Origin of the sequence: Bradyrhizobium sp. CCBAU 65884, from assembly GCF_028128835.1 — a bacterium.
Taxonomy (GTDB): Bacteria; Pseudomonadota; Alphaproteobacteria; order Rhizobiales; family Xanthobacteraceae; genus Bradyrhizobium; species Bradyrhizobium ottawaense.
Window position 1 is genome coordinate 20,351 of sequence record NZ_LBJU01000107.1, and the last position, 19,788, is coordinate 40,138.

General features: G+C 64.9%; 18 protein-coding genes and 1 tRNA gene. 12 read left to right on the plus strand and 7 right to left on the minus strand.

Annotated elements, in window-relative coordinates; all coding sequences use genetic code 11:
• Window positions 1–2: 2 nt before the first annotated feature.
• Together otsB and XI03_RS12375 are read left to right on the plus strand one after the other, a co-directional pair.
• The gene (gene otsB / locus XI03_RS12370; protein WP_271592317.1) at window positions 3–821 is read left to right on the plus strand and encodes a trehalose-phosphatase; all 819 of its coding nucleotides are present in this window, start codon (window positions 3–5) and stop codon (window positions 819–821) included.
• Window positions 822–1,061: 240 nt separating this feature from the next.
• The gene (locus XI03_RS12375) at window positions 1,062–2,525 is read left to right on the plus strand and encodes a trehalose-6-phosphate synthase (RefSeq protein WP_271592292.1); all 1,464 of its coding nucleotides are present in this window, start codon (window positions 1,062–1,064) and stop codon (window positions 2,523–2,525) included.
• Window positions 2,526–2,634: 109 nt separating this feature from the next.
• Here XI03_RS12375 and XI03_RS12380 read toward each other — a convergent pair whose 3' ends face one another.
• Entirely contained in the window at window positions 2,635–2,976 is a 342-nt protein-coding gene (locus XI03_RS12380) for a hypothetical protein (RefSeq protein WP_271592293.1), read from the minus strand.
• A 194-nt stretch (window positions 2,977–3,170) separates the two neighbouring features.
• Between XI03_RS12380 and XI03_RS12385 the strand changes: the two genes are divergently transcribed.
• Window positions 3,171–3,260, plus strand: a tRNA-Ser gene (locus tag XI03_RS12385).
• Window positions 3,261–3,708: 448 nt separating this feature from the next.
• On the opposite strand, the gene XI03_RS12390 is transcribed toward XI03_RS12385, so the two are convergent.
• The 3 genes from XI03_RS12390 to XI03_RS12400 form a co-directional block, all read right to left on the minus strand.
• Entirely contained in the window at window positions 3,709–4,575 is an 867-nt protein-coding gene (locus XI03_RS12390) for a L,D-transpeptidase family protein (RefSeq protein ID WP_271592294.1), read from the minus strand.
• A gap of 33 nt (window positions 4,576–4,608) precedes the next feature.
• A complete protein-coding gene (locus XI03_RS12395; RefSeq protein WP_038950243.1) occupies window positions 4,609–5,286 on the minus strand; it encodes a nitroreductase in 678 nt (225 codons plus the stop codon).
• A gap of 155 nt (window positions 5,287–5,441) precedes the next feature.
• Window positions 5,442–6,395: a LysR family transcriptional regulator gene (locus XI03_RS12400; RefSeq protein ID WP_152102073.1), complete on the minus strand. Its 954-nt coding sequence runs from the start codon at window positions 6,393–6,395 to the stop codon at window positions 5,442–5,444.
• Between the two features lie 97 nt (window positions 6,396–6,492).
• Between XI03_RS12400 and XI03_RS12405 the strand changes: the two genes are divergently transcribed.
• From XI03_RS12405 to recQ, 6 genes are all read left to right on the plus strand, one after another.
• Window positions 6,493–7,674, plus strand: a complete 1,182-nt coding sequence (locus tag XI03_RS12405; protein ID WP_271592295.1) for an MFS transporter — start codon at window positions 6,493–6,495, stop codon at window positions 7,672–7,674.
• Window positions 7,675–7,794: 120 nt separating this feature from the next.
• A complete protein-coding gene (locus XI03_RS12410) occupies window positions 7,795–9,366 on the plus strand; it encodes an amidase family protein (protein WP_271592296.1) in 1,572 nt (523 codons plus the stop codon).
• Window positions 9,367–9,629: 263 nt separating this feature from the next.
• Complete coding sequence (locus XI03_RS12415; protein WP_038950247.1) at window positions 9,630–10,931, plus strand: O-acetylhomoserine aminocarboxypropyltransferase/cysteine synthase family protein; 1,302 nt, start codon at window positions 9,630–9,632, stop codon at window positions 10,929–10,931.
• Window positions 10,932–10,943: 12 nt separating this feature from the next.
• Entirely contained in the window at window positions 10,944–11,942 is a 999-nt protein-coding gene (metA, locus tag XI03_RS12420) for a homoserine O-succinyltransferase MetA (protein WP_271592297.1), read from the plus strand.
• 104 nt (window positions 11,943–12,046) lie between these two features.
• On the plus strand, window positions 12,047–12,790 hold the full coding sequence (locus XI03_RS12425; RefSeq protein WP_028141927.1) for a polysaccharide deacetylase family protein: 744 nt from the start codon (window positions 12,047–12,049) through the stop codon (window positions 12,788–12,790).
• A gap of 138 nt (window positions 12,791–12,928) precedes the next feature.
• A complete protein-coding gene (gene recQ / locus XI03_RS12430) occupies window positions 12,929–14,794 on the plus strand; it encodes a DNA helicase RecQ (protein ID WP_271592298.1) in 1,866 nt (621 codons plus the stop codon).
• Between the two features lie 179 nt (window positions 14,795–14,973).
• Here recQ and XI03_RS12435 read toward each other — a convergent pair whose 3' ends face one another.
• On the minus strand, window positions 14,974–15,990 hold the full coding sequence (locus XI03_RS12435; protein ID WP_038950252.1) for a 1-aminocyclopropane-1-carboxylate deaminase: 1,017 nt from the start codon (window positions 15,988–15,990) through the stop codon (window positions 14,974–14,976).
• Between the two features lie 158 nt (window positions 15,991–16,148).
• On the opposite strand from XI03_RS12435, the gene XI03_RS12440 reads away from it, so the two are divergent.
• From XI03_RS12440 to XI03_RS12450, 3 genes are all read left to right on the plus strand, one after another.
• A complete protein-coding gene (locus XI03_RS12440) occupies window positions 16,149–16,613 on the plus strand; it encodes an Lrp/AsnC family transcriptional regulator (protein ID WP_152102070.1) in 465 nt (154 codons plus the stop codon).
• A gap of 43 nt (window positions 16,614–16,656) precedes the next feature.
• The gene (locus tag XI03_RS12445; RefSeq protein ID WP_271592299.1) at window positions 16,657–17,820 is read left to right on the plus strand and encodes a PLP-dependent cysteine synthase family protein; all 1,164 of its coding nucleotides are present in this window, start codon (window positions 16,657–16,659) and stop codon (window positions 17,818–17,820) included.
• Window positions 17,821–17,926: 106 nt separating this feature from the next.
• The gene (locus XI03_RS12450; RefSeq protein ID WP_038950256.1) at window positions 17,927–18,487 is read left to right on the plus strand and encodes a carboxymuconolactone decarboxylase family protein; all 561 of its coding nucleotides are present in this window, start codon (window positions 17,927–17,929) and stop codon (window positions 18,485–18,487) included.
• Between the two features lie 16 nt (window positions 18,488–18,503).
• Here the strand turns inward: XI03_RS12450 and XI03_RS12455 are convergent, their stop codons facing one another.
• Together XI03_RS12455 and XI03_RS12460 are read right to left on the minus strand one after the other, a co-directional pair.
• Entirely contained in the window at window positions 18,504–18,749 is a 246-nt protein-coding gene (locus tag XI03_RS12455; RefSeq protein WP_085971847.1) for a diguanylate cyclase, read from the minus strand.
• 47 nt (window positions 18,750–18,796) lie between these two features.
• Window positions 18,797–19,669: a hypothetical protein gene (locus XI03_RS12460; protein WP_271592318.1), complete on the minus strand. Its 873-nt coding sequence runs from the start codon at window positions 19,667–19,669 to the stop codon at window positions 18,797–18,799.
• Window positions 19,670–19,788 lie beyond the last annotated feature (119 nt).

Genomic DNA, 19,788 nt, shown 5'->3' on the forward strand with positions numbered 1-19,788 from the left:
TGATGAAATCGGAATTTGCAGAAATGGCGTTGGACCAGAAGCGCACCATGCCGGACGACGAAGCACCCGATGCGGTGCCGGTGCCGCATGCGCTGGTGCCGCATCTCGACGAGATCGCGATTCTGCTCGACATCGACGGCACGCTGCTCGACCTGATGCCGACGCCGCGTGAGGTGTGGGTGCCGCCGGGCCTGTCGGACACGCTGAACCGGTTGACCGAGCGCACTTCCGGCGCGCTGGCGCTGGTCAGCGGCCGCTCGCTCAACGACATCGACCTGATCTTCGCACCCGATGTGTTCCGCGCCGTCGCCGGCCACGGCGCGGAGATGCGGCTGTCGATCGACAATGAGGCCGATGACGTGCACGCCCCGCCGCTGGACAAGGAGCTGAAGCGGCGCCTGGCCGCCATCGCCAAGCTTTCGCCCGGCATTTTGCTCGAGGACAAGGGGTATTCACTCGCGCTGCATTACCGCCTCGCCCCGCACGCGGAGAAAGCGATCTACGAATCGGTCTCGGTGATCCGCGCCGACCTGCCCAATGCGCCGATCGAAGTGCTGCCCGGCAAGTTCGTCTGCGAGATCAAGCATTCCGGATTCACCAAGGCGACCGGCGTGCGCGAGCTGATGAAGCGGGAGCCGTTCAAGGGACGGCGTCCGATCTTCATCGGTGATGACGTCACCGATGAAACCGTGTTCGCGATCATGCCCGACATGGACGGGCTTGCCTTCTCCGTCGGTCGCCGTGCTATGGGCGTGAATGGCCATTTCGACGCGCCGAGCGATGTGCGTGCGTTCCTTGCCCGCCTGCTCGACCCGAGGTGAAATAAAGGCAAGGCCACGTCGCAGACATGATGCTTTGGGAACGGCGCCGTCGCGCGCCGCTATGCGTGCTGCGCAAGATGGCCGCATACGCTGACTTTGCAACGAAATCTCGAGTTCCCGAAGCGAAACCAGTTCCAACGCGCGTGCCCGATTTTGGTTTCAATTGGTTGAAACGATGACAGGAACCATATTGATGAACGGCAGTTAAACGGGGTGGAATGAAACAGGAGGGGACGACCTGTGAATTTAGTCGTCGTTTCGAATCGCGTCGCGCGCGGCAAGCCTAACGAGCCCATGACGGGCGGCCTCGCGGCGGCCTTGTTGCCGGTGGTGGAACATTCGGGCGCGATCTGGGTGGGTTCTTCGGGCCGTGTGCGTGACGGCCATCAGAAGGAGCCGTTCGCGGAGATCGAAGCGCTCGGATCGGGCGCGATTGCGACGTTGGACCTGCCGGCGGCGCATTACGGCGGCTATTACGAAGGCTTTGCCAATTCGGCGCTGTGGCCCGCGCTGCATTCGCGCAGCGATCTGATCCGCGTCTCGCGCGACGATTACGTCAGCTATCGCGAGGTCAACGCCTTCATGGCGCGCGCCTTGATGCGCTTCCGAAAAGCCAAGACCGCGTTCTGGGTGCAGGATTATCATTTCCTCGCGCTCGGCGCCGAACTGCGTGATCTCGGCGTCGACGATCCGATCGGCTTCTTCCTGCATACGCCGTGGCCGGTCGCCGCGGTGATGCAGGGCGTGCCCAATCATCGCGAGCTGATCACGGCAATGCTGGCCTACGATCTGCTCGGCTTCCAGACCGAGGAGGATTGCCAGAATTTTCTCGGCTACGTCGCGAGCGAGCTTGGCCTCGCCGTCGAGGACGGCGTTGCCGTCTCGCAGCATGGCCGCACCCGCTGCGAGGTCTTCCCAATCGGAATCGATGCGGAGAAGTTCGCGCAATACGCGGCGAAATCGGCCTCGCATCCCGATGTGTCGCGGCTGCGGCGCAGCCTCAATGGCGAGCGCCTCGCGATCGGTGTCGACCGGCTCGACTATTCGAAGGGCCTCGTCAACCGCATCAGCGCGTTCGACCGGCTCTGGACCGAACAGCCGCAATTCTCGCGCAGCATCTCGCTGCTCCAGATCGCCAACCCCTCGCGCGGCGGCATCGAAGCCTATGGCAATCTGCAGAACGACGTCGCGCGCCTCGTCACCGACGTCAACGGCCGCCACGGCGAGGTCGACTGGACGCCGATCCGCTATTTGAACAAGGGCTTCAGCCAGGCGGTGCTCGCAGGGCTCTACCGGACCGCGCAGATCGGCGTGGTGACGCCGCTGCATGACGGCATGAACCTCGTCGCGAAGGAATATGTCGCCGCGCAAAACCCGGCCGATCCCGGCGTGCTGGTGCTGTCGAAATTTGCAGGCGCGGCCAACGAGCTCGACGCCGCGCTGGTCGTCAATCCGCACGACATCGACGGCATGGCCCGCGCGATCGCGATCGCCGCCGCGATGCCGCTCACCGAGCGCAAGATGCGCTGGGACGCGATGATGAAGAAGCTGCGCGGCCACACCATCCAGCAATGGTCGGCCGATTTCGTCGCCGAGCTCGAGAAGTGCCGGACCGAGAAGGCCGCTGTCACCCCGCTCGCCACGCAGCCGCCGCAGGCACTGCGCTGGTTGAGGTCGGCGATCTCAGGCGTAAGGTTGATATAGGATTCCGCGTCATGGCCGGGCTTGTCCCGGCCATCCACGTCTCACCCCAAGTCCTTAAGAACGTGGATGCCCGGGACAAGCCCGGGCATGACGGCGTACGACCGCGGCCTCAATAGCAATACGACACGCCATCCAAAATCGCGCATTGCCGCTTGTTCGGCGCGTTGGGATCGTCCATCGGCACCATGCCCTTGCCCTGGCCGACGAACACGCCGGGCCCGACATGCACCGAGCTCTTGTTGCCGATGATCACGCTCGGATGCGGCGTCGAGCTCGAGCGCGTGCCGTCCGGCCAGATGATGGCATCGCCCGACAGCACCCCGCGCCGGCCGTCGTTGCAGCTGACATCGACCCCCTGCCGGGTGCAGACCTGGGCGGCGGCGGGCACGGCGAAGGCGGAGCCAAGGGCCGAAATCAGGCCAACGGCGACGATGGTGCTGCGGATGGTCATGGCGTCCCCGGTCGTGTCTGCTGTTCTTACGTGAATCGTCGCGCCAAACCCGTCACCGGTTCAGCCGGCAAGCCGGTCAGGGCATCTGCCACGCCAGATATTATCCCGTAAATACAACATCTTACGGAAAATTCACCCGATTTCCCGGCGATCCCTTGCAAAATCATCGGCGCCGCTTCAAGAGAGGGCGCTCCGGAGAGATGGCCGAGTGGCTTAAGGCGCACGCTTGGAAAGCGTGTGTGCGGGAAACCGTACCGTGGGTTCGAATCCCACTCTCTCCGCCAGCCTTCGCAAACAAAGTTTGCGCAAGGCTGTCGCGCCGAAGCCCGCGGGGCGGAGGCGGACTCGTTGCCGTTTGCTTTGGTTCAGCAAGCCGGGACGAATTTTTTTCAAGGTCTCCGCTCCGACGCCGCCAGCATTCCCTGGACGGAATGCCGATGCCATCCTCTTCTGATGATCCACCGCGGACGCCGCACGAGCGTTCAGCACCGACCTGACGGGAAGCCGACACGCGTCGGATTACACTCCGGCGGTTTGTCCAACGAGCTGCCAAACCATCTACTCGCCAACGAGCCGTCATTGTCGATCCAGGGGATCGGTGGCAATTGCGGCAGGTAGGATGCATACGGCATGACTTTCGCAAGCGTCACTCTGCCCGGAAATTGTGTGAGGAATGCCTTGTTCATTCCGCCGTCCAGTCCGCTGTATATCGGGGCAGCCGGAACGTTGTCTTCAAGCAATCGCGCGTATTCGAGCTCGTCGGAGCGCCTCTTCTCCAGCGCCCGCCGCGCGATTTCCGGATTGACGACGAAGGGGGGGACATTTTTCGGCAGGGTTGAACACTGGAGGCGACGGCGAATTCGGGGGAGGTCGCGCATCGAACACATAGCGGCGGTCGCACACATCCACCCTTGGTTCGAGTCGCGTCGTCTCGAAATGATCGTTGCCGATCTTGAGCATTTTCCAGAAGGCCAGGTTGGGACTATTTCGATGCCGCGCCAGGTTTGCCGGCGTCAGGCGGAACGGATAGGCCTGGACCTGGAACGACGGCCGGCCGCCGAGGAATGAGTCGCGTGCCAGCGAATAGATTTCGCTGATCTGTTCGTCGGTCATGGCATAGCAACCGCTCGACCAGCAGTCGCCGTGGATCATGAGGAAGCTGCCGTTGCGCTTGTTCGCCTTGTCGAACGTGTTGGGGAAGCCGAGGTTGATCGAAAGATGGAAGTTGGAGTTGGGATTCATCAGCTCGGGTGTAATCGTATAGAACCCTTCCGGAGCCTGTCGGTCGCCCTCGTACAATTTCGGCCCGAGATCGCCCGACCACCGACAGATCGGATAGGTCTTGAGGATCTGGAAACGGTCGGTCGCGTCCTGCTTCCAGACCTCGAGCTCGGCCTCCTCCTTGAACAGGCGCACGACGATAGGTGAATATTTCGGCATCTTCTTCTGTTCGAGCAGCGAGAGCAGCTCAGCGGGTAGCTCCCTCGTTGCCTTGGCTGGCAAAGGCTTGCTGCTTTCGCCAAGACAAATGACCGGCGTCAAGGCAGTGGCAAAAGCCGCCGCCAGCACAAGTACACGTCGGACCATGGCGCGGATCAATGCTGTGCCTCCAGCCCTTCCGACCGCACGCCGCTACGTCTCGAAACCGACGAACACCGTCGCTTCCTCGACGGACTTCCGCTCCGACACCACCGCATTCGCCGGAAAAGTTTCATCCGGCCAGCCCAGCGCGATGCTTTTCATGATGACTTGATCGTCGGCTATGCCCGCGTGCTCGCGCACCACGGGGGACTGCATGATGCCCTGGCTGTTGATCACGGCGCCGAGCCCGCGGGACCACGCGGCATTGACCAGGGCGGTCGCCACGGCGCCGCAGTCGAAGGGCGTATCGTCGCTACCGTCAAGCACGCGATCATAGGTGATGATCACGCAGACGGGCGCGTCGAACTGGCGGAAGCCGCGCAGCACCCAGTCCTGGCGCTTTTCCGTGTTGTCGCGCTCGATTCCCATCGCGGAGAATAATTGTTTGGCGACGCCGACCTGCCTGTCACGGTGCTTGCCTGCAAAGGCCTGGCCCGTGCGGAACTCGCGCGACTGCGGGATGCCCGCCACCATCCGTTCGGTGTTGCCGGCGCGGATCCGATCCAGCGGTTCGCCGGTGATGACATAGAAATTCCAGGGCTGGGTGTTCATCGACGAGGGAGCGCGCATCGCCAAACCAATGATTTCCGCAATCAGCTCCTTGGGTACCGGATCGGGTTTGTAGCCGCGGATACTCCGGCGACCGAGGATGACGTCATCGAACTGCATTTGTGTGGAATTCCCCCGACAAGATCTGAAACAGTTAGGACTTTCGCGGTTTCGGCACCCTCGCGCAAGCGTCGGCGGTGCGTCCTCAACGGTCCAGCCACGCGGAACACGATCGCATCAGTCTGGATTGACTGACGCTCTCTCCGCCATCAGCCTCATCCCGCCAGTTTCCACCTCCCATCCCCCGCCCGCTTCAGCGCGGGATCGCTCACTCGCACATGCTCGGCAAGGAAATCGATGAACGCGCGGACGCGTGCGGGCAGGGGGGCGGTGTGGCCGACATAGACGGCGTGGATGTCTTCGCGGTCGCCGGGATTGTAGTTCTGCAGCACCGGCACGAGGCGGCCGGATTCGATGTCGGGGCCGATATGGAAGAGCGCGAGGCGGGCGAGGCCGACGCCGCCCAGCGCCAGCCGGCGGGCGACTTCGCCGTCGCTGGCGCGTGCGACCGGCGGCGGCACGGCTTCCTCGGTGCGATCGCCGCGCCGGAATGGCCACCCGCCGCGGATGCGCGGAAAGGTCCAGCCGATGCCGCGGTGCTCAGTGAGATCCGCCGGCGTCCTGGGCGTGCCAAAGCGCGCCAGATAGTTGGGGGTGCCGACGACCACCATGCGGCTGCTGCCGAGCTTGCGCGCGATCAGGCGGGACGCTTTCAGAGGCCCTACGCGGATCGCAACGTCGGCACGCTCCTGCATCAGGTCGACCAGCGTGTCGGTCAGCACGAGATCGAGCGTGACCTCGGGATGCTGTTCCAGGAAACGGGGGATCAACGGCATCATATGCAGCATGCCGAACGGGATGTTGCAGTTGACCGTGAGGCGGCCGCGCGGCGCCGCGCCTGACGCCGCCTCGCGCTCGGCTTCCTCCATCTCCGCGAGGATCCGCACGGCCCGCTGATAGAACGCCTGGCCTTCCTCGGTCAGGGTCAGCTTGCGCGTGGTGCGGTTGACGAGGCGCGAGCCGAGGCGGGCCTCCAGTCGCGACATCAGCTTGCTCACGCCCGACGGCGTCAGCCGCAGCTTTCGCGCGGCCTGGGTGAACCCGCCGAGATCGACGACGCGGACGAAGACCTCCATCTCGGCGGAGCGGTTGGTGTCGAAGCGGGCCATGTTGAATTCACGTCACAAATGATTGGATTGAGGACATTCTAATGGTTTTGCACGGGCACGGCTATCTGTGGCTCGTCTCATCCATCGGAGCCCACGCATGCCTCCCGCCGTCCTCGCGCTCACCGCCGGTGCCTTCGGCATCGGCACCACTGAATTCATCATCATGGGCCTCTTGCTCCAGGTCGCCGCCGACATGCATGTCTCGGTACCGGTCGCGGGCCTGCTCATCTCCGGTTATGCCCTCGGCGTGTTCGTCGGTGCGCCCGTCCTGACGCTGGCGACGCGGCGGATGCCGCGCAAAACCGTGCTGCTCGCGCTGATGGCGATCTTCACGCTCGGCAATGCGGCCTGTGCGCTGGCGCCGAACTACGAATTGCTGATGGCCGCGCGGGTGCTGACCTCGCTTGCCCACGGTACTTTCTTCGGTGTCGGGTCGGTGGTGGCGACGAGCCTCGTCGCCGAGGACAAGCGGGCCTCCGCGATTTCCACCATGTTCATCGGTCTCACCGTCGCGACGTTGCTGGGCGTGCCCTTCGGCGCCTGGTTCGGTCTGATGCTCGGCTGGCGCGCGGCGTTCTGGGCCGTGACGGTCATCGGCGTGATCGCCTTTGCCGTGGTTGCGGCCCTCGTGCCCGGCCATGTCGGCAACGGCGACAAGCCGGTCTCGCTTGCCGAGGAAGTATCGGTGCTCGGCCGCCCGCAAGTGTTGCTCGGCCTTGCCATGACCGTGTTCGGCTTTGCCGGCCTGTTCGTCGTCTTCACCTACATCCAGCCGATCCTGACGCGCTTCACCGGCTTTTCGGAAGCAGCGGTGTCGCCGATCCTGCTGGTGTTCGGCGTCGGCCTCGCGATCGGCAACGTTGCCGGCGGCAAGCTTGCCGACCGGGCCCTCGCCGGCGCGCTGATCGGAACGCTTGCCGCGCTCGCCATCGTGCTGCTTGGGCTTGCCGCCGTGCTGTCGGTCAAGATCGCGGCGATCGTGCTGATCCTGCTGCTGGGTATCGCGGCCTTTGCGACCGTCGCCCCGCTCCAGCTTCGCGTGCTGGAAGCGGCCGGCCCCAGCGGCCGGACGCTCGCCTCCAGCCTCAACATCGCCGCGTTCAATCTCGGCAACGCGCTTGGCGCCTGGGCCGGCGGCGTCACCATCGACCGCGGGCTCGGCCTCTCGGCGCTGCCTCTGGTCGCAGCCGGCATCACCGCTGTCGGTCTGGTGCTGGCGCTGTGGAGCCTGCGGCTCGACCGCGCGCCGGCGGCCGTCGCGGCCTGCCCCGCGGAATAGCGCAAGCGGCGCGATCGCGGACAATTCGCCGCGTCGCGCCGTTGGCCCATGCAGAAAACGCACCTGTACACATCCTTTCGCCATCCGTAACTTCCTCGGCGCAATTTCAGGAGGTGCGACGTGGCGAAGAAGACGGCCAAGAAGACTGCCGAGAAGAAGACTGCTTCGAAGAAACCGGCGAAGACCTCCAGCAGGACCAGCGCAAGCCGCAAGGCCGTCGTTGCAAAGAAGGCGAAGAAGGCCGCGCAGCTCAAGCCGGCTTCATCGCGCCGTCCCAAGGGACCGGCCTGGCAATGGTCGGCGGTGGAGACCGCGGCTGCAATCCGCTCCGGCGCAATCTCCGCAGTCGAAACCGTCGAAGCCCATCTCGAACGGATGCGCGCCGTCAATCCGAAGCTGAACGCCGTCGTCGTCGATCTCTCGGAAGAGGCGTTGAAGGCCGCGCATGCTGCGGACAAGCAGCGCGCCAAGGGCGGCGAGCTCGGCCTCCTGCACGGCGTGCCCATCACCATCAAGGAAAACGTCGATTACGAGGGGCGGCCGAATTTCAACGGTGTGCCCGCCAACAAGGATCTGGTCGCGCCGTCGGATGCGCCGGTCGTGCGCAACCTGAAGAAATCAGGCGCGATCGTCATTGGGCTCACCAACACGCCGGAATTCTCCTTTCGCGGTTTTACCGACAATCCGCTGCACGGGCTGACGCTCAATCCCTGGGATCCCAATATCACCTGCGGCGGCTCCTCGGGCGGTGCGGGTTCGGCGGTCGCCGCCGGCATCGGCACCATCGCCCATGGCAATGACATCGGCGGCTCGCTGCGCTGGCCCGCGCATTGCAACGGTGTCGCCACCATCAAGCCGACGCAGGGGCGCATCCCCGCGTTCAACGCGAGCGCAACGGCCGAGCGGCCGATGCTGGCGCATCTGATGTCGGCGCAGGGGCCGCTCGCGCGCCATGTCGCGGACGTTCGCCTTGCACTCGAGGTGATGAGCCGGCGCGATCCGCGCGATCCCTGGTGGGTGCCGGCGCCGCTGGTCGGCGAGAGGCCGAAGGGGCCGATCAAGGTGGCGCTGGCCAAGATCCCCGAGGACATGGAGGTCGACCCCTCCGTAAGCGCCGCACTGCGCCAGGCCGCCGATCATCTCGAACGTTCCGGCTATCGCGTCAGCGAGGTCGAGGTGCCCGACATCAACGGCGTCTGGCAGACCTGGTGCGACATCATCACCAACGAGACCGTGGTGATGCAGGAGGCCGGCATGCTGAAGGTCACGTCCGAGGACTTCCACAAGGCCTGGGGCGGCATGAAGGCCAAGGCCAATGTGCTCGATCTCAAGGCCTGGATGCAGGCGACCGCCGCGCGCAACGGCCACATCCGCGCCTGGCAATTGTTCTTCGAGGAGTACCCGGTCGTGCTGGCGCCGACCACGGTGAAGCCGACGCCGGGCCCGCGCGAGGATACCGTCAGCCCCGAGCGCGTACGCGAGATCTTCTGGGGCGAGATCCGCTTCATCTCGGCGATCAACGTGCTGGGCCTGCCCGGCGCCGTGGTGCCGGTGGCCGTGCACGACGGCAAGCCGATCGGCGTGCAGCTCATTGCCGGGCGTTATCGCGAGGACCTCGCGCTCGACGCGGCGGCCGCGATCGAGAAGCGCGCCGGCGTGCTCGCGCATCGGCTGTGGGAGAGCATGGTTTAGTCCATGATTGTCGCCGCATTGGCGGCGCCATCTTTCTCCGCAAGGAGAAGGCATGGCGCCGCCACGGCCGTGCAGGTCGCACTTCGTTAATCCGCTTTAACCCGGATTCCGGCCAATTCGCCGACAAGCATTAGGGTTACTTCCTCGATCTCTAAGCGAATTATTGTCCGCTTTACCACCCGCCTCTAACACGGGGGCGGCGGACAACGCACATGCCTCATACAGGCCAATAAGTGCGGCCCGCCCCACGCGGAGGTGGCACGATGCGCAACGAGACGATCGCTATTCACGCCGGCTACGAGCCCGAAGCGACCACGCACGCGGTCGCCGTGCCGATCTACCAGACCGCGGCCTACGCTTTCGATAGCGCCGATCACGGCGCGGCGCTCTTCAATCTCGAGGCCGAAGGCTTTCGCTACAGCCGCATCGCCAATCCGACCAGCGCCGTGCTGGAGAAGCGCATCGCCCAGCTCGAAGGCGGCGTCGGTGCGCTTGCGGTTGCGACCGGACAGGCGGCGCTGCATTTCGCCTTCGTCAACGTCGCCGATCACGGCGGCAACATCGTTTCCGTGCCGCAGCTTTACGGCACCACGCACACGCTGCTCTCACACATCCTGCCGCGGCAGGGCATCACTGGCCGCTTCGCCGAGAGCGACAAGCCGGAGGCGGTCGCGAAGCTGATCGACGAGAACACCCGCGCGGTGTTCGCCGAGACCATCGGCAATCCCGCCGGCAATGTCTGCGATATCGAGGCGCTGGCCAAAATCGCGCATGCACATGGCGTGCCGCTGATCGTCGACAACACCGTCGCAACCCCGATTCTGCTCAAGCCGTTCGACTACGGCGCCGACATCGCCGTGCACTCACTGACAAAGTTTCTGGGAGGCCACGGCACCACGCTCGGCGGTGCCATCGTCGATTCCGGGAACTTCCCGTGGGCGAAATACGCCGATCGCTTCCCGGCCTACAACAAGCCCGACGCCTCCTATCACGGCCTCGTCTATGCCGAGCGCTTCGGCAAGACCGCCTATATCGAGCGCGCGCGCAGCGTCTATCAGCGCACCATGGGCTCGGTGCTGTCGCCGTTCAACGCTTTCCTGCTGCTGCAGGGCATCGAGACCGTGGCGCTGCGCATGGAGCGCCATGTCGAGAACGCGCGCAAGGTCGCCGAATTCCTCCGCAAGGATCCGCGCGTTGCCTGGGTCAATTACACCGGCTTTCCCGACAGCCCCTATTATCCGCTGGTGCAGAAATATCTCGATGGCAACGCCTCGTCACTGTTCACCTTCGGCATCAAGGGCGGAATGGAGGCCGGCAAGTCCTTCTATGACGCGCTGAAGCTGATCACGCGCCTCGTCAATATCGGCGATGCCAAGTCGCTGGCCTGCCATCCGGCCTCGACCACCCATCGGCAGATGTCGGCAGAGCAGCAGCGCGTCGCCGGCGTGCTGCCGGAAACGATCCGGCTCTCGATCGGCATCGAGCATGTCTCTGACATCATCGAGGACATCGACCAGGCGCTGGACAAGGCCTGCCTCTCGGCGCGCCTCGAGGCCGCGGAGTAGGCGGCGGCGTCAATGACGATCTTGATCGACAGGGATCAAGTCATATCGAGCCCGGCGCTGGTGCCGGCCGAGCGCGATCTCGCGCGCGATCACGGCGCTGAGCTCACGATCGGGCTCGTCAACAACATGCCGGATCCGGCGCTGAAGGCGACCGAGCGTCAGTTCTTGAAGCTGCTTCAGGCGGCGGCCGGTCCGCGCCGCATCCGCTTCCATTGCTTCTCGCTGCCCAGCGTGAAGCGCTCGCCGGAGGCGAAGTGGCATGTCGAGAGCGAATATTCCGACCTCTCCGATCTGAAGCGCCAGAAATTCGACGGGCTGATCGTGACAGGCGCCGAGCCGGTTGCGCCCGAGCTCGACCAGGAGCCTTATTGGCGTGACCTCGCCGATCTCATTGACTGGGCCAAGGCCAACACGCGCTCGACGATCTGGTCGTGCCTTGCCGCGCATGCGGCGGTGCTGCATCTCGACGGCATCGAACGGCGGCGGCTGCCGGCCAAATGTCACGGCATCTTCGATTGCGACGCCGTGACGAGCGATGCCCTGACGCGTGCCGCGCCGGCGCCGCTGAAGGTGTCGCATTCGCGCCTCAACGAGCTCGCGGAGAGCGACCTGGTGCAGGCCGGTTATCAGGTGCTGACACGCTCGGCGGAGGCCGGCGTCGACGTTTTCGTTCGCCAATATGCCAGCCGGTTCGTGTTCTTCCAGGGGCATCCGGAATATGACGCGCTGTCGCTCCAGCGCGAATATCTGCGCGACATCGGCCGCTACCTTGCGCGGGAGCGCGAGAACTATCCGCGCCTGCCCGTGGGCTATTTTGACGCAGCGACGGAAGAGAAATTGGTCCGCTTCGAGAAGAAGGCGGCGCACCAACGCCATCCGGCGCTCACCAACGAACTGCCCGGGCTGAATTTGCGCGCCGATATCGGCGCCGGCAGTGCGGCCGCGGTGCTTTTCCGCAATTGGTTGCAATATCTCAGTGTGGAAACCGAAGCGCCGGCCCTTGCGCGTTAGCGAAGGATATTGGTTCCGCGTTAGGATTACCCAGGCGTTAGGCTTGCCTCGACCAGCGCGCGAATGTTTCAGTACAGACATACGGAATCACGGGAAACGCAGTCGTGTGGTCGGCACTCCAGGGACGCGTGAGCAATCGGCTGGCCCGGCATTTCCGCGCCGCGTCGCACCGGCTGCCTGCGCATGCGCCGATCGTGAGCTTCACCTTCGACGATGCCCCGGATAGCGCCGCAGGCGAGGGCGCCGCGCTACTGGAAGAGCATGGCGGCCGCGGTACCTTCTATCTCGCCGGCAGCCTGATCGGGCAGCCGTCGGACCATTGGCATGGCCTGTCGGACGATGCGATCGTGCGGCTTCACCGCGCCGGTCACGAGATTGCCTGCCACACCTTCTCGCACCAGAGCTCGGCCAATCTCGACGAGGCCGCGATGGCTCGCGAGATCGAGCGGAACCGCACCTATTTTCGCAGCATCGATTCCTCGATCAATCTGGAGAACTTCGCCTATCCCTATGGGATTGCCTCGGTCTGGCGCAAGCCGCAGCTCGCCAAGGCCTTCCGTTCTGCGCGCGGCATCCTTCCCGGCGTCAACAGCGACGTCATCGATCTCCAGTTCCTGCGTGCGTCGCCCTTGGTCAATTGTGAGATCGACAAGGCAGGCGTCGATCGCTATTTCGACGAGGCGGTGGCGAGCGGTGGATGGCTGATCTTCTACGGCCATGACGTCGCGGACGCGCCGAGCCCCTATGGCTGCACGCCGGACCTGATGCGTCATGCGCTGGAAGCCGCCGGACAGCGCAACATGCCGATCGTGACGGTCGCAGAAGCGCTGCGCAGGATCGGGGCGTAGGGCTTATTCACCTCTCCCCGTAGGAATGGGGAGAGGGAGGAAGCAGCCGCGCCTCGACCCTCAAACGCTCTTGCCACGCCGACGCCAGCATGCGACTGGCCTTGTGACGAATCTCTTGGCCTTGTTCCCCGAACGCCCATGAATGTCCCTTCCACCGCCCCGCGACCTGCGCCGGCCAACGGCCGCGATGCGCTGTCGGTGCTGCATTCGGTGTTCGGCCTGCCGGGCTTTCGCGGTTCGCAGGGCGAGATCATCCGGCACGTCACGGACGGCGGCAATTGCCTGGTGCTGATGCCGACCGGCGGCGGCAAGTCGTTGTGCTATCAGCTGCCGTCCCTGCTGCGCGAAGGCTGCGGCATCGTGGTGTCGCCGTTGATCGCCCTGATGCGCGACCAGGTTGCCGGCCTGCTCGAGGCCGGCGTCAACGCCGCCGCGCTGAATTCGTCGCTGACGCTGCAGGAGGCCTCCGACATCGAGCGGCGCCTGCTCGCGGGCGATCTCGATCTGCTCTATGTCGCGCCGGAACGCCTGGTGACGCCGCGGTGCCTGTCGCTGCTGGCGCAGGCCAAGGTGGCACTGTTCGCGATCGACGAGGCGCATTGCGTCTCGCAATGGGGCCACGACTTCCGCCCCGAATATGTCGGCCTCTCCATCATCGCCGAACGGTTCCCCGACGTGCCGCGCATCGCGCTGACCGCGACCGCCGACGAGTTGACGCGCAAGGAGATCGTTGCCCGGCTTCAGCTCACGGACTCGCCGCAGTTCGTCTCCAGCTTCGACCGGCCCAACATCCGCTACGAGATCGTCGACAAGCGCAGTGCGGTGTCGCAGCTGAAGGAGTTCATCCGGGAGCGCCATGCCGGGGACGCCGGCGTGGTCTATTGCCTGTCCCGCAACCGTGTCGAGGAGGTCGCCGCCGCGCTCGACGAGGCCGGCATAGCCGCGCTGCCATATCACGCCGGGCTCGACAGCCAGGTGCGTTCGCGCAACCAGGACCGCTTCCTCAACGAGGACGGCATCGTCATCGTCGCGACCGTCGCGTTCGGCATGGGCATCGACAAGCCCGACGTGCGCTTCGTCGCCCATCTCGACCTGCCCAAGAGCATCGAGGCCTATTACCAGGAGACCGGGCGCGCCGGTCGCGACGGCAAGCCGTCGGCGGCCTGGATGGCCTACGGCCTCTCCGACATCGTGCAGCAGCGTCGCATGATCGACGAATCCAGCGCCTCCGACGAATTCAAGCGAGTCTCGATCGGCAAGCTCGATGCGCTGGTCGGCCTTGCCGAGACGCCGCACTGCCGGCGTCGGCGGCTGCTCGCCTATTTCGGCGAGATCGTGATGGGCGAGAGCTGCGGCAATTGCGACAACTGCCTGACGCCGCCAAAGATGCGGGACGGCAAGGTGCTGGCGCAGAAGCTGCTGTCGTGCGTCTATCGCACCGGGCAACGTTTCGGCGCGATGCATCTGATCGACGTGCTGGTCGGGCGCCTGACCGAGAAGGTGACGCAGTTCGGCCACGACAAATTGTCCGTGTTCGGCATCGGACGCGAGCTCAACGAAAAGCAGTGGCGCACCGTGCTGCGGCAATTGGTGGCGATGGGGCATTTGCAGAGCGACAGCGAAGCCTATGGCGCGCTGAAGCTGACCGAGACCGCGCGCGGCGTGTTGCGCGGTGAGACCGAGGTGTGGCTGCGCGAGGAAGCGCCCGGCACGCGCCTTCGCGCAAGCCGCGGCAAATCCCGCCGCGGCGACCTTGCGCCCGCCGCCAACGCCCCGCAAGGCGATGTCGATCCCGAACTGCGCGCGCGGCTGCGCTCGTGGCGTTCGGACATTGCGCGCGAGCGCGGTGTGCCGGCCTATGTGGTGCTGCACGATGCCACCATCGACGGCATCGTCCGGGCCTGGCCGACGACACTCGACGAGCTGCGCAACGTGCCCGGCATCGGCGACAAGAAGCTCGAGCATTACGGCGACGAGCTGCTGCAGATCGTCAGGACGCGGTAGGGCTTCTCGTCATCCCGGACAAGCGGAAGCGCAGATCCGGGATCCATACCGCGTGATTTATCTTGGGGCACGCGGGGAGACGTTCTTCGCCAAACGTCTCCCTGGGGTTATGGGTCCCGGGTCTGCGCTTCCGCTTGCCCGGGACGACAGCGAGTGGAGGCGCGAGGTACGGCGCAGCCTCACCCATTCCTAAACGCGTAAGCGTACCCGTTCAGGGCGGGCGCACCGCCGAGATGCGCGTACAGAATCTTCGCGCCCTTCTCGAAATAGCCCTTCTGCGCGAGGTCGATCAGGCCCTGCATCGACTTGCCCTCGTAGACGGGGTCGGTGATCATGCCTTCGAGACGCGCGGTGAGGCGGATCGCTTCCTTGGTCTCTTCCGACGGCACGCCGTAGGCGGGATAGGCGTAGTCCTCGATCAGCACGACGTCCTCAGTGACGAGGTCCTTGCCGAGCTCGACCAGCTTTGCGGTGTTCTGCGCGATCTCGAGCACCTGCGATTTCGTCTGCGCCGGCGTGAAGGACGCATCGATGCCGATCACCTTGCGGGCGCGGCCGTCGGCGGCGAAGCCGACCAGCATGCCGGCATGGGTCGAGCCGGTGACGGTGCAGACGACGATGTAGTCGAACTTGAAGCCGAGCTCGGCTTCCTGCTTGCGCACCTCTTCGGCGAAGCCGACATAGCCGAGGCCGCCGAACTTGTGCACGGAGGCGCCGGCGGGAATCGCGTAGGGCTTGCCGCCCGCCGCCTTCACTTCGTCGATCGCCTGCTCCCAGCTCTTGCGGATGCCGATGTCGAAGCCGTCGTCGACGAGGCGCACGTCGGCGCCCATGATGCGCGAGAGCATGATGTTGCCGACACGGTCATAGACCGCGTCCTCGTGCGGCACCCAGGCTTCCTGTACGAGGCGGCACTTCATCCCGATCTTGGCGGCGACGGCGGCGATCATGCGGGTGTGGTTCGATTGCACGCCGCCGATCGAGACCAGCGTGTCGGCGTTGGACGCGATCGCGTCGGGGATGATGTATTCGAGCTTGCGCAGCTTGTTGCCGCCATAGGCGAGGCCGGAATTGCAGTCCTCGCGCTTGGCGTAGACCTCGACATTGCCGCCGAGATGCTTCGACAGCCGCTCCAGCTTCTCGATGGGCGTGGGGCCGAAGGTCAGCGGGTAGCGCGGAAATTTGTCCAGCTTCATGGGTCATCCCGATTGGCGTTGGTGTTGGCAGCTGCCTAGCATCGCGTCGGAAAAATGTGCTCTCGAATATTGCGCCAATGTTGCGCCATTTCTTGCGGAAATAGTGGCAAGCGCTAATAATCCTTCCAGAAGATTACCTGTTTATGAGAGCTTCTTTCATGGCTGCGCGGCTCGATCGGACCGACCTTAAGATATTGAGATTGCTCCAAAACAACGGTCGGCTGAGCAATGCCGAGCTGGCCGAAACGGTCGCAATCAGCCCCGCCACCTGCCATCGCCGCACCCAGCGCCTGTTCGAGGACGGGTTCATCGCCACTGTGCGCGCCATGGTCGCGCCGAAGAAGGTGGCGAAGGGCACGTTGGTGATGGTCGGTGTCGTGCTCGACCGCTCGACGCCGGAGAGCTTTGCGATCTTCGAGCAGGCGATCGCCAAGCTGAAATTCGTGCTCGACTGCCACCTCGTCGCCGGCGACTTCGACTATTTCCTCAAGATCCGCGTCGGCGACATGGAGGATTTCAACCGCATCCATGGCGAGCAGCTCATCGCACTGCCCGGCGTGCGCCAGACCCGCACCTTCTTCGTGATGAAGGAAGTCGTCGACAACGCGCCGCTGGAATTTTGAGCGCGCCCTTGATGCGCAATGCGTGTCGTGAGAGATTCGCTCGATGCAGACATTTCCCTTCCGCCCGCACAATCCGGCCGGACCGGCCTATCGGCGCGGCTGGGTCGACGAGGCCGTTGCCGCGATCGAGGCCGACCAGTGCCGCACAGCGGACACGCATCTGATCCGGCTGATCGTGCCGGCGCTATCAGGCATCGACATCTATCTGAAGGATGAGTCGACCCATCCGACCGGCAGCCTGAAGCATCGCCTCGCGCGCTCGCTGTTCCTCTACGCGCTCTGCAACGGCCACATCCGTGAAGGCACGCCCGTCGTCGAGGCCTCGTCCGGGTCGACCGCGGTGTCGGAGGCCTATTTCGCGCAGATGATCGGCGTGCCCTTCTACGCCGTGATGCCGCGCACGACCTCGGCGGAGAAGATCGCCGCGATCGAGCATTATGGCGGCAATTGCCATCTGATCGACGACGGCCGCGCGCTGTATGCGGAGGCCGCCGCGCTCGCCGCGCGCCTGAACGGCCATTACATGGACCAGTTCACCTTCGCCGAGCGCGCGACGGACTGGCGCGGCAACAACAACATCGCTGAATCGATCTTCACGCAATTGCAGGGCGAGCCGCGGCCGTTGCCGGACTGGATCGTGATGGGCGCGGGCACCGGCGGCACCTCGGCCACCATCGGACGCTATCTGCGCTATCGCCAGTATCCGACGCGGCTCTGCGTTGCCGATGTCGAGCATTCCGCCTTCTTCGATTGCTTCCGCTCGCAGGACCGGTCTCGTGTGTGCGACCGCCCGTCGCTGATCGAGGGCGTCGGCCGTCCGCGCTGCGAGCCCTCCTTCGTGCCTGGCGTGGTCGACCGCATGATGAAGATCCCGGATGCGGCCACGATCGCGGCGATGAACGTGTTGTCGCGCCGGCTGCGCCGCCCGGTGGGCGGCTCCACCGGCACCAATTTCCTGGCGCTGTGCCGGCTTGCCTCGGAGATGCGCCAGTCGAACGCGACGGGATCGCTGGTTACGCTGATCTGCGATTCCGGCGAGCGCTATCGGCAGACCTATTACGAGCCCGCTTGGCTGAAGGCGCGCGGGCTCGATCCGACGCCGTTCGAGGCCAATTTGTCGTCGTTTCTCGCGACAGGTGAGCCGCTGACGCTCGGCGTCGACGATTTCGCAAATCCCCAGAGCGCACGAGGCCCCGAGGCGACATAATCGAATTTGTCGGAACGCCCGCCTGGCGCGCGATGTCACGGCAACTTCACTTGCGTTGCGCGCACCTGCGGGCAAGCCTCGTATTCTCAACGAGGAGATCTCCACCGTGCGCCTTCCCATTCTCGATCCGAAGGATCTGACCGACGAACAGAAGCCGCTCTATGACGACATGCGAGCCGGCATCAAGGACCACTTCAAGGGCTTCGTGAACATGCGCGACGACGGCGCGCTGCTCGGGCCCTGGAATCCCTGGGTCCGCGAGCCGCGCTTCGGCAAGCCGGTGTGGGAGCTGGTCAAGGCGATCGCGTCGAACCCGCTGCTGCCGGCCCCGGTGCGCGAGGTCGCCATCCTCGTCACCGGCTCGCACTTCCGCTCCGGTTACGAGCTTTATGCCCATGTGCTGGTCGCCGAGCAGCGCGGCCTGTCTGACGAAAAGCTCGCGACCATCGTCGCCGGTCAGCGTCCGGTGGATCTCACCAGGCAGGAGGCCATCGCGTATGACGTGGCGTCCGCGCTGGTCAGTGGCGGCGTGCTGCCGGAATTGACCTGGCGCGCCGCCGTGAAGGAGTTCGGCGAGCACGGCGCGGCCGAGCTGTCCTATCTCGTCGGCGTCTATTGCATGGTGTCGGTCACGCTCAACACGTTCGACGTGCCGGTGCCGGACTAAAAGCCGCGTCCTTCGATCACTCCGCCGCCTTGCTTGCAGGCGGCGGGGGCGCGAAGGCGATGCAGCGGTTGCGGCCCTCGGCCTTGGCCTGGTAGAGCGCATGATCGGCCGCGCCCATCAGCGCGTCGATGCCGGACATGCTGACGGCGGCCTCGGCGATCCCGACGCTCACGGTGAGGCCGAACTGAATTTCGCCGGCGACGATTTGCGCGCTCATCACACGTTTGCGGATGCGATCGGCCACGGTCCTTGCACGAGACAGGCTGGTCTCGGGAGATCCGGTTTACCACCTATCCACCATGATCCCAGTCAGTTGCGGATCGCATAGAGCGGCGTTCGCAGGGTCACCTGGTAGGACGGCTTCGGCATCCAGGCGATCTGCGCGGTGATGCCGAACAGGCGGTTGTCGTTGTCGTCCATGCGATCGAGGTCGAGCCGCAGGATCGGTTGCGTGAAAGACTCCGCCAGCGTCCGGCCCGCGAGCTGCGCCCCGCCGAACGACTGCATGCCGAGGCGCCCGGTGAACTTCCAGTTGCTCGGCCATTGGTAATAGCCGCCGGCATAGAGGATCGTGTTGGGCCGGATGCTGGCGAACGGGCTGGCGATGGTGGTGGTGGTGTACTGCACTCCGGCCAGCCAGCCGCGCGTCTCGTCCTCGTCGAGCGCGTAGTCGAATTCCAGGATGTTGTTGAACGAGTTCGTCATGCCCTGATCGTTCGGCACCGATTGCGTCAAGGTCGATTGCAACGTGATGGTCGGGATCGAGCCGCCATTCTGCCGATAGAGGTCGGCCTGCACGCCAATGTTCCAGCTTGTGATGTCGGACGTCGACCAGCCGCCGCCGATGTCGGTCGTCGAGCCCGACACGCCGCCATAGAGCGAGACGCGGTCGCTGACGTCGACGGTCAGCGGCAGGTCGACGGCAATCGATTTCGCGGGCGGCAAGCCGTTCGACAGCGCTGCGCCTCTGCGCACCGCCAAAGCCTCGAGCGCGGCCGAGAGTGACGTGTTGCCGAAGCCGAGCCCGAGCGCGCCCGCCGGAATCGTCGCGTAGGTCGTGCGCAGATCGAGATAGATGTTCGGGACCGCCGCCTTTGCCGGTGCGCCCTCCTCGGCTTCGGCGGAGAAGGCGGCGCTGGTCGAAATCGCCAGACAGGCCAGTCCCATTGCGACAGTGCGCAGAGCCGGACGATGCGATAGGCAGTGACTGGGCACGTGACAATCCGACGCGCGGGGACTGTGTGGCGAAATCGTGTGCTAGATGGAACGTGATCGCTCCCGTGGTCAAGCGCTATCCGCAA